General features: G+C 73.7%; 10 protein-coding genes. 5 read left to right on the forward strand and 5 right to left on the reverse strand.

The features are described from left to right. Positions 1–157 precede the first annotated feature (157 nt). Entirely contained in the window at positions 158–988 is an 831-nt protein-coding gene (locus VKA29_RS15965; RefSeq protein ID WP_324786259.1) for an AfsR/SARP family transcriptional regulator, read from the forward strand. A gap of 198 nt (positions 989–1,186) precedes the next feature. Here VKA29_RS15965 and VKA29_RS15970 read toward each other — a convergent pair whose 3' ends face one another. From VKA29_RS15970 to VKA29_RS15980, 3 genes are all read right to left on the reverse strand, one after another. After that, positions 1,187–2,116 carry an ROK family protein gene (locus tag VKA29_RS15970; RefSeq protein ID WP_324786260.1) on the reverse strand — a complete coding sequence of 310 codons (930 nt, stop codon included), beginning with the start codon at positions 2,114–2,116 and terminating at the stop codon, positions 1,187–1,189. 53 nt (positions 2,117–2,169) lie between these two features. Continuing rightward, positions 2,170–2,934, reverse strand: coding sequence for a thioesterase II family protein (locus tag VKA29_RS15975; protein WP_324786261.1), 765 nt, complete (start codon positions 2,932–2,934; stop codon positions 2,170–2,172). Between the two features lie 106 nt (positions 2,935–3,040). Then, positions 3,041–3,511, reverse strand: a complete 471-nt coding sequence (locus tag VKA29_RS15980) for a type II 3-dehydroquinate dehydratase (protein WP_324786262.1) — start codon at positions 3,509–3,511, stop codon at positions 3,041–3,043. Positions 3,512–3,800: 289 nt separating this feature from the next. Here VKA29_RS15980 and VKA29_RS15985 point away from each other — a divergent pair, with 289 nt between their 5' ends. Genes VKA29_RS15985 through VKA29_RS15995 form a run of 3 tightly spaced genes read left to right on the forward strand, consistent with a single transcriptional unit; the run spans position 3,801 to position 6,854 of the window. Next, positions 3,801–4,967 carry a DegT/DnrJ/EryC1/StrS family aminotransferase gene (locus VKA29_RS15985; RefSeq protein ID WP_324786263.1) on the forward strand — a complete coding sequence of 389 codons (1,167 nt, stop codon included), beginning with the start codon at positions 3,801–3,803 and terminating at the stop codon, positions 4,965–4,967. Beyond that, entirely contained in the window at positions 4,964–6,142 is a 1,179-nt protein-coding gene (locus VKA29_RS15990) for a Gfo/Idh/MocA family protein (protein ID WP_420718499.1), read from the forward strand. Before VKA29_RS15985 ends, VKA29_RS15990 begins: the two co-directional genes overlap by 4 nt. After that, on the forward strand, positions 6,135–6,854 hold the full coding sequence (locus tag VKA29_RS15995) for an HAD-IA family hydrolase (protein ID WP_324786265.1): 720 nt from the start codon (positions 6,135–6,137) through the stop codon (positions 6,852–6,854). The genes VKA29_RS15990 and VKA29_RS15995 overlap by 8 nt, the downstream gene beginning before the upstream one ends. 674 nt (positions 6,855–7,528) lie before the next feature. Here the strand turns inward: VKA29_RS15995 and VKA29_RS16000 are convergent. Further along, the gene (locus VKA29_RS16000; RefSeq protein ID WP_324786266.1) at positions 7,529–8,611 is read right to left on the reverse strand and encodes a 3-dehydroquinate synthase family protein; all 1,083 of its coding nucleotides are present in this window, start codon (positions 8,609–8,611) and stop codon (positions 7,529–7,531) included. Positions 8,612–8,684: 73 nt separating this feature from the next. Beyond that, positions 8,685–9,431, reverse strand: a complete 747-nt coding sequence (locus VKA29_RS16005) for a hypothetical protein (protein WP_324786267.1) — start codon at positions 9,429–9,431, stop codon at positions 8,685–8,687. Positions 9,432–9,764: 333 nt separating this feature from the next. Between VKA29_RS16005 and VKA29_RS16010 the strand changes: the two genes are divergently transcribed. Next, positions 9,765–13,831, forward strand: a 4,067-nt coding sequence (locus VKA29_RS16010; RefSeq protein WP_324786269.1) for a beta-ketoacyl synthase N-terminal-like domain-containing protein, incomplete at its 3' end; no start/stop codon positions are given.

The following is a 13,831-nucleotide window of genomic DNA, read 5'->3' on the forward strand; positions in this document are numbered from 1 at the left end:
CACAGGATGTACATCGGCCTTGACAAACGGGTCGGATGGTTTTTTACTGTAGAGGTACTTCTGGGCGCAGCTCCGGCTGCCGCGTCGACCGGGGGGTGGCACTGCCATGCGATTCAACTTGCTCGGGCCTTTAGAAGCGGTTGCCGACGGAAGCTCCGTGGAATTCGGTGGATTCAATCAGCGGGCCATCACCGGTTTTCTTCTCCTGCACGCCAACGAGGTCGTACCGACGAGCAAACTGATTCACGCGCTGTGGGGGTACGACAATCCCGCGACGTCCCGGAAGATGGTGCAGAACGCCGTGTCCGGGCTGCGCAGGATCATCGAGCGGCACGCGCGGCCCGACGGGTCCGTACGGCTGACGACCGTCGCCCCCGGCTACCGCCTCAGCGTCGCCGACGGGCACCTGGACCTGTGGCACTTCCGCCGCCAGGTGGAGCTCGGCCGCGCCGAACTCGCCGCGGGTCACCGGGATTCGGGAATCGAAACGCTGCGCTCGGCGCTCGCGCTGTGGCGCGGGCCGGCCCTCGCCGACCTCGTCGAGGCCGGCATCGTCTGGCCGGAGCTCAAAGCGGTCACCGGGCTGCGGATGAGCGTCTTCGAGGACTACACGCAGGAACTGCTCAGGCGCGGGCAGCACCACGAGATCCTCGGCACGCTGGAGGAGATGGCGGCCGCGGAGCCCACCGGCGAGCGGCTGTGCGGGCTGCTGATGGTGGCCCTCTACCGCTCCGGCCGGCAGCACGACGCGCTCGCCGCCTACCAGCGCACCCGGACCGCGCTGCTGGACAACTTCGGACTCGACCCGGGGCACGAACTGCGGTCCCTGGAACTGGCCATCCTCAACCAGGACCCGGCGCTGACCCCCGAGACCAGGCCGTACTGGCAGCACACGGTCCGGCGCCCGGCAGGCGTGGGCCGCTGCGAGCACCGCGTCGGCTACGCCCGCCGCACCCGCACGATCCAGCACAGCCGCAGGCATCCGTAGTCCTCACCGGTGGCCCCGGACCAGCGGTTGCGACCGGCCCGTGGCCGCGGAGGGCGAGGGGCGCGCGACCGGCTCGTCGTTCCGGAGGGCGAGGGTGTGAGCCCCGGCTCGTGGCTTCGGAGGGCGAGGGTGTGAACCCAGGCCCGTGGCTCTGTAGGGCGACGGCGAGGGCGTGAGGTCGGCGTGCGGCCGGGGGCTTCAGGCGGCTCCGGGTGTCACGGCGCCGGTGCCGGTCCCGCGGGCGAGGAGGACCGCGCCGTCCAGGGAGGAGAGCGCGCCCAGCGCGGCGGCGCGGACCTCGGGGGACGGGCCCGCGGGGCGTCGCAGGGCGCCGACGTGGTCCGCCACCTCGGCGACGTAGCCGGGCAGGCCGGCCGCGAAGCCGCCGCCGACGGTGATGACCTCGGGGTGGACCAGTTCGGCCAGGGACACCGCGGCCGCCGCGAGCGCGGACGCACCCGCCGTCACCGTCTCCACCGCCCATTTCTCGCGACCGGTCCAGGCCTGCCGCAGCTCGTTGAAGTCGACCGGCCGGCCGAGCGCCCGCGCGGCCCGCCGCAACGTCGCCCGCCCCGAGGCGAGGGCCTGCACGCAGCCGTGCCGGCCGCAGTCGCACCGGGCACCCCCGCTGCGGTCGACGACGACATGACCCACCTCGCACGAACCGCGCGCGGTTCCCGGCCGCATCACCCCGTCCAGGACCATGCCACCGCCGATCCCCGTACCCACGCCGAAGTGCACCAGGTCGCGGCAGCCCGCCACCCGCGCCTCGGCGAGCGCGGCGAGGTCACCGTCGTCGGCGATCCGCACCTGCGCGCCGGGCAGCAGGGCCGACAGCCGGCGCCGAACGTCCAGTCCCTGCCAGGCAGGCCGGTTGGGCCAGCCGCGCACCCGCCCCTCGGCGTCCACGGCCGCGGGCAGCGCCACGCCCACCGCGGTCACCGGATCGCCGGGCGGACGGCGCAGCGCGGCCAGGGCGGACGCCAGCGCCTCCAGGTCGGCCGCCGCACCCCCCTCGGACGGCCAGGTGAACCGGGTCTCCTGCGGGGGCGCGCCCACGGCGGCGCCGCTGCGTTCCAGCCGCAGCGCCACTTTCGTACCGCCTATGTCGATTCCCAGATGGCTCACGGTGTGTCTCCCCGGCCTCTCGGCCCCTTCGGAAAGGAAGTGCGGTCCGTCGTTCAATTCGCTTCCGACATATGCGGTTCCAGCGTCGAGCGCAGCAGTCCGGTGACGGCTTCGGCGTGCTCCGCGAGATAGAAGTGGCCGCCGTCGAAAACATGCAGCGAAAATCCGGTGCCGGTGTGGCGCCGCCATTCCTCGACCTCCCCGACGGTGACCCGGGGGTCGGCCGATCCGACCAGCGCCGTGATGGGAGTCGTCAGCGGTTCGGCCTGGGTGCAGCGGTACGTGGCGACCGCCCGGAAGTCGTTGCGCAGCACAGGCATGGTGAGCCGCAGCAGTTCCTCGTCGAGGGCGAGCGCGGCATCGCTGCCGCCGAGCAGCAGGACTTCCTTCAGCAGGGTCTCGTCGTCGAGTTCGTGGAAGCCGTCGGCCCGGACCACCGACGGGGCGCGGCGCGCGGAGACGATCAGGGCAGCGGCGGGCGAACCGCCCTCCTGCAGGCGGCGGGCGACTTCGTAGGCGACGGTGGCGCCCATGCTGTGTCCGAACAGGGCGATGGGCCCGGCCCACGGCATCAGGGCCAGGGCGACCTGGTCGGCCAGTTCGTGCACGGAGCCGACCAGGGCTTCGTGCCGCCGGTCCTGCCGGCCGGGATACTGCACGGCGAGGACCTCGACGTCGTCGCCGAGCGCCGCCGACAGCGGATGGAAGTAGCTGGCCGACCCGCCGGCGTGGGGCAGGGCGACCAGGGTCATACGGCGCTCCGGCTTGGGGTGGTAGCGGCGTATCCACTGCTGGGAACACGTGACGCTGGTGCTCATGCGGGGCTCCTGTGGGCGGACTGCGGGCGGGCGGACTTGCGGGCTCGCGGACGGGCGGGCGGTCGGACCCGCGGACGGGCGGGGGCCGCGGACCGCGGGCGCGGGGCTACGCGGTGGCGGCCAGCGACGGTGCGGCAGCCCGTGCTCCGCCCGCGATGGTCAGCAGGGCGCGGGCGCCGAGCCGGTAGCCGAGCGAGCCGAGGCCGACCACCACACCCGAGGCGAGCGGTGCGATCACCGATTCGTGGCGCCACTGCTCACGGGCCCAGACGTTCGACAGATGGACCTCGACCCAGGGACGCGGATAGTTCGCCAGGGCGTCGCGCAGGCTCCAGCCGGCGACCATGAGGGCGCCCGGGTTCACCAGGGCGCCGACCGTGCCGTAGTGGGCGTGCACGGCGCGCACCAGGTCGCCCTCCGAGTCGCTCTGGACGGAGATGACATCCCAGCCCCTCCCGGCGACCTCCTCGCGCACGGCCCGCTCGACGTCGGCCAGGGTGTCGGTGCCGTACACCTCGGGCTCGCGCTGCCCGAGGATGCCGAGGTTGGGCCCGTTCAGCAGGAGTATCGCGCTCATGACTCACCTCACAACTGCGGTTGGAATAACGGCTCTTCGTGGTCTACCCGGACGCACTCCATTCTTAGATGCGCACACCCGTTTGTAGCCGGTATCGGGGTGTCGGATTACGCATCAGGGGGGTCGGTGCGGCGATTTCAGGGGGGTTTTCGGGGACCCGGTAGGGGATGGGAGAGGCTGCCGTCCGCGCGGTAGCGTGATATTCCCCGCCGCCGATTCCCGGCTTTCCGGGGGCGGTTGGCCCTTCCGCGGAGATCTCCGCGTTCACCGGAAACAGGAATGGACCGTCATGAATGATCAGGCGAAGTTTATCGCGGACCTCCCCGTGTGGCCGCAGTACGGCGAGGAGGAGCGCACCGGTCTGCTCCGGGCACTGGAGCAGGGACAGTGGTGGCGCATGGGAGGCAGCGAAGTCGACTCGTTCGAGAGGGAGTTCGCGGACCGTCACGGGGCGCCCTACGCGCTGGCGGTGACCAACGGCACGCACGCCCTGGAACTCGCCCTGCAGGTGCTCGGCGTGCGCGAGGGCAGTGAAGTCATCGTCCCCGCCTTCACGTTCATCTCGTCGTCGCAGGCCGCGCAGCGCCTCGGCGCGGTCGCCGTACCGGTGGACGTCGACCCGGAGACGTACTGCCTCGACCCGCAGGCGGTGGCCGCCGCGGTGACCTCGCGCACCAGCGCCATCATGCCGGTGCACATGGCGGGTCACTTCGCGGACATGGACGCCCTCGGGAAGCTGTCCGCCGACACCGGGGTGCCGCTGATCCAGGACGCCGCGCACGCCCACGGGGCCGAGTGGCTCGGCCGCAAGGCGGGCGAACTGGGATCGGTGGCCGCGTTCAGCTTCCAGAACGGCAAGCTGATGACGGCCGGCGAGGGCGGCCTGGTCACCTTCCCCGACGAGGCGTCCTATCAGGAGGCCTTCCTGCGGCACAGCTGCGGCCGGCCGCGCACCGACCGCAAGTACCACCACCAGACCTCGGGCTCCAACTTCCGGATGAACGAGTTCTCCGCGGCGGTGCTGCGGGCCCAGCTCGGCCGGCTCGACGAGCAGATCGCCACCCGTGAGCAGCGCTCCCCGCTGCTCGCCGGCCTCCTCGCGCGCATCCCGGGCGTGGTCCCGCAGGGCCGCGACGAGCGGGTCACCGCCCACCCGCACTACATGCAGATGTTCCGCATCCCCGGCATCGCCGAGGAGGACCGCAACGCCCTGGTGGACCGGCTCGTCGAGCGGGGCGTGCCCGCGTTCGTCGCGTTCCGCGCCATCTACCGCTCGGAGGGCTTCTGGGAGTACGCGCCGCCCGCCGCCACCGTCGAGGAGCTCGCCGAGCGCTGCCCGGTGACCGAGGCCATCAACGCCGACTGCATCTGGCTGCACCACCGGACCCTGCTGGGCACCGAGGAGCAGATGCACGCCGTGGCCGAGGTCGTGGCCGAAGAGGTCGCGCGCGCATGAACACACGGGTGAGCGCACGAGGACCGGGCGACGCCCCGGTCCGCACGAGCGTGGTGGGTCTGGGGTGGGCGGCGAAGTCCATCTGGCTTCCGCGACTGCGCCAGCACCCCTCCTTCGGTGTGTCGTTCCTGGTGGAACCCAACCAGGCGGCCCGCGCCGACATCCCGCACGACCGCGCCGGGACCCGGCTGCTGTCCGACGTGTCGGAACTGCGCCCCGACGAGGTCGACCTGGCGATCGTGGCGGTGCCGAACCATCTGCACTCGGCCGTCGCCTGCCGCATCCTGCGCATGGGCATCCCGGTGTTCCTGGAGAAGCCCGTCTGCCTCAACTCGGCGGAGGCGGACCAGCTCGCCGCCGCCGAACGCGAGGGCGACGCGATGCTGCTCGCGGGCAGCGCGGCCCGCTACCGGGCCGATGTGCTCGCGCTGCGCGAGGTCATCGAGCGGGACCTGGGCGAACTGCGGCACATCGAGTTGTCCTGGGTACGCGCGCGGGGGGTGCCCAGCGCGGGCGGCTGGTTCACCCAGCGGCAGTTCGCCGGCGGCGGGGCACTGGTGGACCTCGGCTGGCATCTGCTCGACACCGTCGGGCCGATCCTCGGTCCGGTCGGTTTCGACCAGGCGGTCGGCACGGTGTCCGACGACTTCGTCAACGACCAGTCCTCGGAGGCCGCCTGGCGCGAGGACGCGCCGCGGGAACCGGACACCGAGGGCGACGTGGAGGACACCGCGCGCGGCTTCCTGGTGACCGAGACCGGGGTGTCGGTGGCGATCCGGGCGAGCTGGGCCTCGCACGAGCCCTACGACACCACCCGGATCCGGGTCGACGGCAGCGCCGGCAGCGCCACGCTGGACTGCACGTTCGGATTCAGTCCGAACCGCCGAAAGGGATCCCGGCTGGTCCGGGTCCGGGACGGGGAACGCACCGAGATCCCGCTTCCGGAGGAGGAGATCGGCGCCGAGTACCTGCGGCAGCTCGACGAACTGCCGCGGCTGCTCGCGGACCCGGCGTCCCGTGGACGGACCGTGGAAGAGGTCCGCCGCACCATCGCGGTGATCGAGCGCATCTACCGCTCGGCCCGCCGGGCACGCATCGGGGCGCGCTCCACAAGAGCCGCCCGGATGGTGCCCCGCTCGACGCTACTGAACTCGGAGAGGCTGCGTCATGCTTGACAGGCAAGGCAGTTACGGGGGGAAGGCGGAGTACGGGGCCCATGAGGCCGCTCCCCGCCCCGAGGGTGGCCTCAGGGCCGTCGTGTTCGACCTCGACGGGGTGCTCGTCGACAGCTTCGCGGTGATGCGGGAGGCCTTCAGCGTCGCCTACGCCGAGGTCGTGGGCGGCGGGGAGGCGCCGTTCGACGAGTACAACCGCCATCTGGGCCGGTACTTCCCGGACATCATGCGGATCATGGGGCTGCCGCTGCGGATGGAGGCGCCCTTCGTGCGGGAGAGCCGCCGGCTCGCCTCCCGGGTGCAGGTGTTCGAGGGGATCCGGGAACTGCTGGAGTCGCTGCACCGGCGCGGGGTGCCGATGGCCGTGGCCACCGGCAAGGCGGGGGAGCGGGCACGGGAACTGCTCGCCCGGCTGGGGCTGCTGGGCATGTTCGAGGTGGTGATCGGGTCGGACGAGGTGCTGCGGCCCAAGCCGGCCCCGGACATGGTCCGCCTCGCGGTGTCGGTGCTCGGGGCGCCCGCCGGGCAGACGGTGATGGTGGGAGACGCCGTCACCGACCTGGACAGCGCCCACGGGGCGGGGGTGTGCGCGGCGGCCGCGCTGTGGGCCGGCGTCGATCCCGAACCGCTGCTGGGCGCGCGGCCGGACGTGGTGCTGCGGTCGCCCGCGGAGCTGCTGGACCTCGTCGCCACCCCGGCCCCGGCCGGCTAGGCACTGTCGTTCGGATCAGGTCGGCTGTGAGGCGCGGTGCCTCGCAGCCGACCCGAGCGTCGTCCGGTGCGTGCGGCCGCGAGGCGGAGGAGCCGACCGGCGCGACGGGGTCTCCCCGGCACCGGCCCGGCCGGCCGGCCCGGCCGGCGTGGAGCGCCGGGGACCGACGGCGCCGTCCCGCCGGGCGGGGCCGACCCGGCGGACGGACGCCCGGGCGGTCGCCGGCCGGTGCGCTGACCGCGCGGCAGACGCACGCACCTGCCGGGCCCGCCACACCGGGACGATCCGAACGGCCGACCCGGCGGAGGGACGCCTGGGCGGCCGCCGGCCGGTGCGGTGAGGATGCCGGCCGGTGTGGTGAGGGCGTCGCCCGGGGTCCGGCGTCGAGGTGTCCGGCGCCGGGTCGGCTTCCGGGAGCGCCGGACCCGGCCCCGGTCCGGTGACGGACCGGGGCCGGACACCGCACGGCACCGCACACAACGCCTCGGGCTCCCGCCCGGCGGAGTCCTTGTCCGCGACCACCACCTGACCGGCCCCGGGTCAGGTGGTGGTCGCGTTTTCGGCGGCGCGGCACCACCCCTCGCCCAGCGGGTTCCGGGGTCGGCGGCGGGGAACGCACACAGTGCGAGGCCCGGACGCCGGCAGGGCGTCCGGGCCTCGCGGTGTGCGGTGTGTCAGCGCGCCGGAGCCGGAGCCGGTTCCGGCGCAGTGACGGGCGCGGTCGGCGCGGTCGAGCGGGGCATCGCGGCGAGCTCCGCCCGTACCAGCGCCTCGGGGACGCCGGTGACCAGTTCCGGGCCGTCGGGACCGTCCAGCACGAAGGTCAGATCGTGCCCCTCGGCCTTCTTGTCCCGGCGCATGTACCCGACCAGGGCGTCGTGGTCCACGGCGGCGGGCAGCCGGGTCGGAAGGCCGTACGACGACACCACGTCATGGTGTTCGACGACCCGGGCCGCCGGGATGCGGCCCAGGGCGCCAGCCAGCCGGCCGGCGAAGACGGTGCCGATGGCGACCGCCTCGCCGTGCCGCAGCGCGTAGTCCGTCGCCCGTTCCAGCGCATGGCCCAGCGTGTGGCCGTAGTTGAGGATGTGGCGCAGGCCCTGGTCGCGTTCGTCACGGGAGACCACGGACGCCTTCAGGGCGACGCTGCGCGCGATCTGCTGCTCCAGCGGCAGGGCGGCCAGGCCCGGTGCGCCGATGAAGTGGCAGCGGGCCAGCTCGCCGTAGCCGTTGACGCGTTCGCGCGCCGGCAGGGTGGCGAGGAAGTCCGTGTCGCACAGCACCGCGCGCGGTTGCCAGTAGGCGCCCACGAGGTTCTTCCCCTCCGGCAGGTTCACCCCCGTCTTGCCGCCGATGCTCGCGTCGACCTGGGCGAGCAGCGAGGTCGGCAGGTGGATGACGGGGGTGCCGCGGTGGTAGAGGGCGGCGGCGAGACCCACCGTGTCGGTCGTGGTGCCGCCGCCGCAGGAGACCACCACGTCGGAGCGGGTGAGGCCGAACCGGGCGAAGCGCTCGCACAGTCCGGCCACCGCCCCGAGGTGTTTGTTCTCCTCCCCGTCCCGGGCGGCGAGCCACAGCGTCTCGACGCCGAGCGGCGGCAGCGCCCCCTCCGGGCGCGCCGAGACGACGACGGCACGCCGGGCGCCGGTCGCCGCGACCAGCCGTGGAAGCAGGGCGCGCACGCCGGGGCCGATGTGCACCGGGTAGGCGCGGTCGCCCAGCGCCACATCCACCCGGTGATGGGCGGGTTCACTCATCGTCTTCTCCTCGTCCTCTCCTCGTCCGCTGCCTGTCGTGTGCTGTCTGTCGTGTGCCGCCCGTCGTGTCCCACTACACCGTCTGCAGCACGCCCCTGGGCACCGCGAGCGGCAGCCGGTCGGCGCCGGACGGCGTGAGGGCCGCGCGCAGGGTGCGGGCCGCCAGCGCCTCCACGGTGGGCGGCACCCGCAGCCGGCGCAGCGTCAGATGGGAGTGCTCGAAGAGCAGGTAGTTGACCGGGGCGTCACCGGCCTGCCAGGCCTGGGCCGTCCGGCGCAGGGCGCGCAGGTAGCCGTCCCAGCCGTGCCGGGTCTCCGGGCCCATGGCCGGCAGCCCGTCCGCGAGCACCCCCGCGGCCTCCGCACCGCGGGCGCACAGCTCGGTGCGCTGCGCCGGGGTCAGCGTGGCCGTGCGGTGCTGCCAGATCCGGAACAGGAAACCGCGACGGGCGGGTTCCGCCAGCAGCGCGACCACGTGCCGCAGCTGCCAGACGGCGACGGCGAGCTGGGTGCGGTGATCGGCGGCCGGTTCCCGGAGGGCGGCCAGGGCGAGTTCGCTCGACGCCATCGAGACCTCGTCGGAGAATTCGATGTCGACAGCCCTCGGAGTATTTACCGGAAGGCCGTGGAATTCGCCGCGGGCAGGGGGGTATTCGGGGGGTACCCCTGGCGTTGCGCCGATCTCCTGAAGACGGTTGGTGAATTCCTCGGACACCTCGGTCGAGACACCCGCCCACAGGTCGATGCCGACCGGGACGGAATCGCCCGCCCAATGGAAGAACCAGCGACCGGCCGGATCCGCGGACCGCAGGTCACGCACCAGGTCATGGAGGTCCTCGGGCGGCTCCGGACGGGAGATTCCTCTCGCCCCGACACGATCGGGAGCGGATATGCGCACATGGTTCCAGTGCAGGGTCATGGGGATTGCCTCAGTTCTCTCGGGTACGCCGGAATGGTTCGTACGGAACGGGCTGTGCCCCATGCTAAAGGCATCGGGTCGTCACCCCCATGGGTCGCGGACGTGATATCTCACGGACCCGGAATCAGGGCGGTGTTAGGGGTGGGGGTGGGGTTACCGCGACGCCGTCGGACAGCAGAATCGACGGCACCGCGCATTTCGTTGTCGCCGTGTTTTTCCGAGAGGTGTAGGGACATGCTGCGAACCGAGCTGATCCAACCGCTGCCCAGGCTGCTCGCGGCGCACGCGAACCGCTTCGGGGACAAGGTCGCCTACCGCGACGCGCGTCGGGCGGTCAGCCACGCCGAACTGGACCGGCGGACCGGCCGCATAGCCGGCCACCTCGCGGCGCTGCGGCTGCAACCGGGCGACCGGGCGGCGATCCTGCTCGGCAACTGCGTCGAGTCGGTGGAGAGTTACCTGGCGATCGTCCGCGCCGCCGCCATCGGCGTACCGCTCAACCCGCGGTCCACCGACACGGAGCTGGCCCATCTGCTCGGCCACAGCGGCGCCCGCGTCGTCATCACCGACCGCGCCCACCTGGACCAGGTGCGGCGCGTGCTGGGCACCCTGCCGGTGGCCGGCGACCCGGTGCGGATCGTGCTGACCGGAGCCGAACACCCCGTCGGCACCGTGTCCTTCGAGAAGCTCGCCACCACCGAGCCGCCGCTGCCCGCCCGGGACGACCTGGACCTGGACGAGGTGGCGTGGATCCTCTACACCTCCGGCACCACGGGCCGCCCCAAGGGCGTCCGGTCGACCCAGCGCAACGCGCTGTGGTCGGTCGCCGCCAGCTACGTGCCGATCCCCGGCCTCGGCCCGGACGACCGCATGGTGTGGCCGCTGCCGCTGTTCCACAGCCTGTCGCACATCGTGTGCGTGGTCGCCGCCACCGCCGTCGGCGCGTCGGTACGGCTCGTCGACGGCTTCGACGCCGACGACGTGCTGGCCGCGGTGCGCGAGGACGAGGCGACGTTCCTGGCCGGTGTGCCGACGATGTACCACCACCTGGTGCGCGCCGCCGCCCGGGAGGGCTTCACCGCGCCCCGCCTGCGGGTCTGCCTGGTCGGCGGCTCGGTGACCACGGCCTCCCTGCACACCGCGTTCGAACAGATCTACGGCGCCCCGCTGCTGGACGCCTACGGCTCCACCGAGACCTGCGGCTCGATCACCATGAGCTGGCCCTCCGGCGCCCGCGTGGAAGGCTCGTGCGGTCTGCCGGTGCCCGGCGTCAACGTCCGGCTGGTGGACCCGCCCACCGGCTCCGACGTGCCGCCCGGCGAGGAGGGCGAGGTGTGGGTCAGCGGCCCGAACGTGATGGCCGGCTACCACAACGACCCCGAGGCCACCGAGGAGGCGCTGCGGGACGGCTGGTACCGCACCGGCGACCTGGCGGTCCGCGACGAGGCCGGCTACTTCACGATCACCGGCCGGCTCAAGGAACTCATCATCCGCGGCGGCGAGAACATCCACCCCGGCGAGATCGAGGACGTGCTGCGGGACGTGCCCGGCGTCGCCGACGCGGCCGTGGTCGCCAAACCGCACGAGGTGCTGGGCGAGGTGCCGGTGGCGTTCCTGGTGCCGGAGCCCGAGGGACTGGACCCCGAGGCGCTGTACGCGGCCTGCCGGGAGCGGCTGGCCTACTACAAGGTGCCCGAGGAGCTGTACGAGACCGGGACCATCCCGCGGACCCAGTCCGGGAAGATCATCCGCCATCAGCTGCTGCACCGCCCGATGCGGCTGCGCGCCGCCAACAGCACCCACTTCGAGTCGCTGCTGCGGCTCGACTGGGTGCCGGCCGCGCTGCCCGAGGGCACCGCCGCCGAACCGTGGACGCTGCACGGCGCGGACGCCCCGTCCGCCGCCGCGCAGCTCGACGCCCGGCTGGCCCGGACCGCCGCCGACGGCACGGACGTGCCCGACGCCGTGGTGCTCGCGCTGGACGTGCCGAAGGCGGCCGCCGCCGCGGACTTCGCCGCCCGGGCCCGGCGCACGGTCCGCGAACTCGCCGAGCACCTGACCGGCCTGCTCGCCGACCCGCGCCTGGACGGCACCCGCATCGCCGTGGCCACCCGGGGCGCGGTCACCCCGGGCCCGCACGAGAGCCTCCACAACATCGCGCACGCACCCGTCTGGGGTCTGCTGCGCGCCCTGCAGACCAGGCACCCGGGACGCCTGGTGCTGGCCGACCTGGACGAGGCGCCCGCGTCCCTCGCGGCGCTGCCGGCCGCGCTCGCCACCGGTGAGCCGCAGTTCGCGCTGCGCACCGGGGTCCTGCTGCTGCCGCGGCTGGCCCGGGTGTCCGCCACCACCGACGGCCCCGCCCACCGCCCGCTCGACCCGGAGGGCACCGTCGTCATCACCGGCGCCGACAGCGCCGAGGGCGCCGCGCTGGCCCGCCACCTGGTCGCCGGCCACCGGGCCCGGCACCTGCTGCTGATCGGCTCCTACGACGCCGAGGACGAGGCCCTGGTCGCGCTGCGCGGAGAACTCACCGCGCTCGGCGCGACGGTGACCACGGCCGCCTGCGACCCGGCCGACCGGCAGGCCCTGGCCGCCGTACTGGACCGGGCGGAGCGGCCGCTGACCGCGATCGTGCACACCGACGGCTGGCGGACCGCGCTCGCCCACCGCCCGGACCACGCCCTGGAGTCCGCCGTCGGAGCCCTGCTGCACCTGCACGAACTCTCCCGCGAGCACGAGGAACTGGCGGCGTTCGTGGTGTGTTCGTCCGCCGACGCCCTGCTCGGGGTGTCCCCCGAGGCCGACCGCGCGGCCTACGACGCGCTCCTGGACGCGCTCGCCCGGCACCGCGCCGACCGCGGGCTGCCGGCCCTGTCCCTGAGCTGGGGCCCGTGGGAGCCGGCCGTCGAGGCGGGCCGGAGCGGCGAACCGGTCGCCGGGGTGCGCGAGCTGAGCCGCGCCGAGGGCCTGGCCATGTTCGACGCCGCCCAGATGGCCGGACCCGTGCACTGCCTGCCGCTGGCCCTGGACACCTCGGCGCTCACCGCGAGCGCGAGCCGTCTCCCGGGTTCCTCCCGGCCGTCGGCGCTGCCGCCGCTGCTCAGCGGCCTCATCGACGTCTCCGCCGCTCCGGCGCCCGCCGACGGCGCGGTCGCCGAGGCCCTGCGGGAGCGGGTCGGGCAGCTCACCGGCCCGGAGCGGGTGCGGATCCTGCTGGACCTCGTGCGCACCGAGACGGCCCGGGTGCGGGACGTCGGCGGCCTGTCCAAGGTCGGTCCCGGACGGCCGTTCAAGGATCTCGGGTTCACCTCGCTGGAGGCCGTCACCCTGCGCAACCGCCTCACCGAGTCCACCGGCCTGCCGCTGCCCGCCACCCTCGCCTTCGACCACCCCACCCCCCAGGCGGTGGCCGAGCTGCTGGACTCCCTGATCACCGGCGTCGAGGCGCCCGTCGAGGAGGTCCGCCCGGAGAGCACGGGCTCCGGCGAGCCGATCGCGATCGTCGGCATGGCGTGCCGGCTGCCGGGCGGCGTGAACAGCCCGGACGAGCTGTGGCAGCTGGTCGCCGAGGGCCGCGACGCGGTCTCCGGCTTCCCCGAGGACCGCGGCTGGAACCTCGACGACCTGTACGACCCGGACGGCTCCCGCCCCGGCACCTCCTACGTCCGCGAGGGCGGCTTCCTCTACGACCTCGCCGACTTCGACGCCGAGTTCTTCGGCATCTCGCCGCGCGAGGCGACCGCCATGGACCCGCAGCAGCGGCTGCTGCTGGAGACCTCCTGGGAGGCCCTGGAGCGGTCCGGCATCGACCCGACGAAGCTGCGCGGCGCGCCGGTCGGCGTGTTCTCCGGCGTCATGTATCACGACTACGGATCCCAAGTGGCCCGGATCCCGGACGAGTTGGAGGGCTACCACGGCATCGGCACGGCCAGCAGCGTGGCCTCGGGCCGGGTGTCGTACACCCTCGGTCTCGAAGGGCCGGCGCTCACCGTCGACACGGCCTGCTCCTCCTCGCTGGTCGCGCTGCACCTGGCGGCACAGTCGCTGCGCAACGGCGAGTGCACGCTGGCCCTCGCGGGCGGTGTGGCCCTGATGTCGCAGCCGACGTCGTTCGTGGAGTTCTCCCGGCAGCGGGCGCTGGCCGCGGACGGCCGCTGCAAGGCCTACGCCGAAGCCGCCGACGGCACCGGCTGGGCCGAGGGCGTGGGCATCCTGGTCCTGGAGCGGTTGTCGGACGCGCGGCGGCTGGGGCATCCGGTGCTGGCGGTGGTGCGGGGTTCGGCGATCAATCAGGACGG

The organism is Streptomyces sp. H51, from assembly GCF_035656535.1.
Taxonomy (GTDB): Bacteria; Actinomycetota; Actinomycetes; order Streptomycetales; family Streptomycetaceae; genus Streptomyces.

Excerpts from the sequence above, each read along its gene's own strand:
- VKA29_RS15995 (WP_324786265.1), top strand. The coding sequence starts at position 6,135 with ATGCTTGACAGGCAAGGCAGTTACGGGGGGAAGGCGGAGTACGGGGCC.
- VKA29_RS15975 (WP_324786261.1), bottom strand. The coding sequence starts at position 2,934 with ATGAGCACCAGCGTCACGTGTTCCCAGCAGTGGATACGCCGCTACCAC.
- VKA29_RS16000 (WP_324786266.1), bottom strand. The coding sequence starts at position 8,611 with ATGAGTGAACCCGCCCATCACCGGGTGGATGTGGCGCTGGGCGACCGC.
- VKA29_RS15985 (WP_324786263.1), top strand. The coding sequence starts at position 3,801 with ATGAATGATCAGGCGAAGTTTATCGCGGACCTCCCCGTGTGGCCGCAG.
- VKA29_RS15990 (WP_420718499.1), top strand. The coding sequence starts at position 4,964 with ATGAACACACGGGTGAGCGCACGAGGACCGGGCGACGCCCCGGTCCGC.
- VKA29_RS15980 (WP_324786262.1), bottom strand. The coding sequence starts at position 3,511 with ATGAGCGCGATACTCCTGCTGAACGGGCCCAACCTCGGCATCCTCGGG.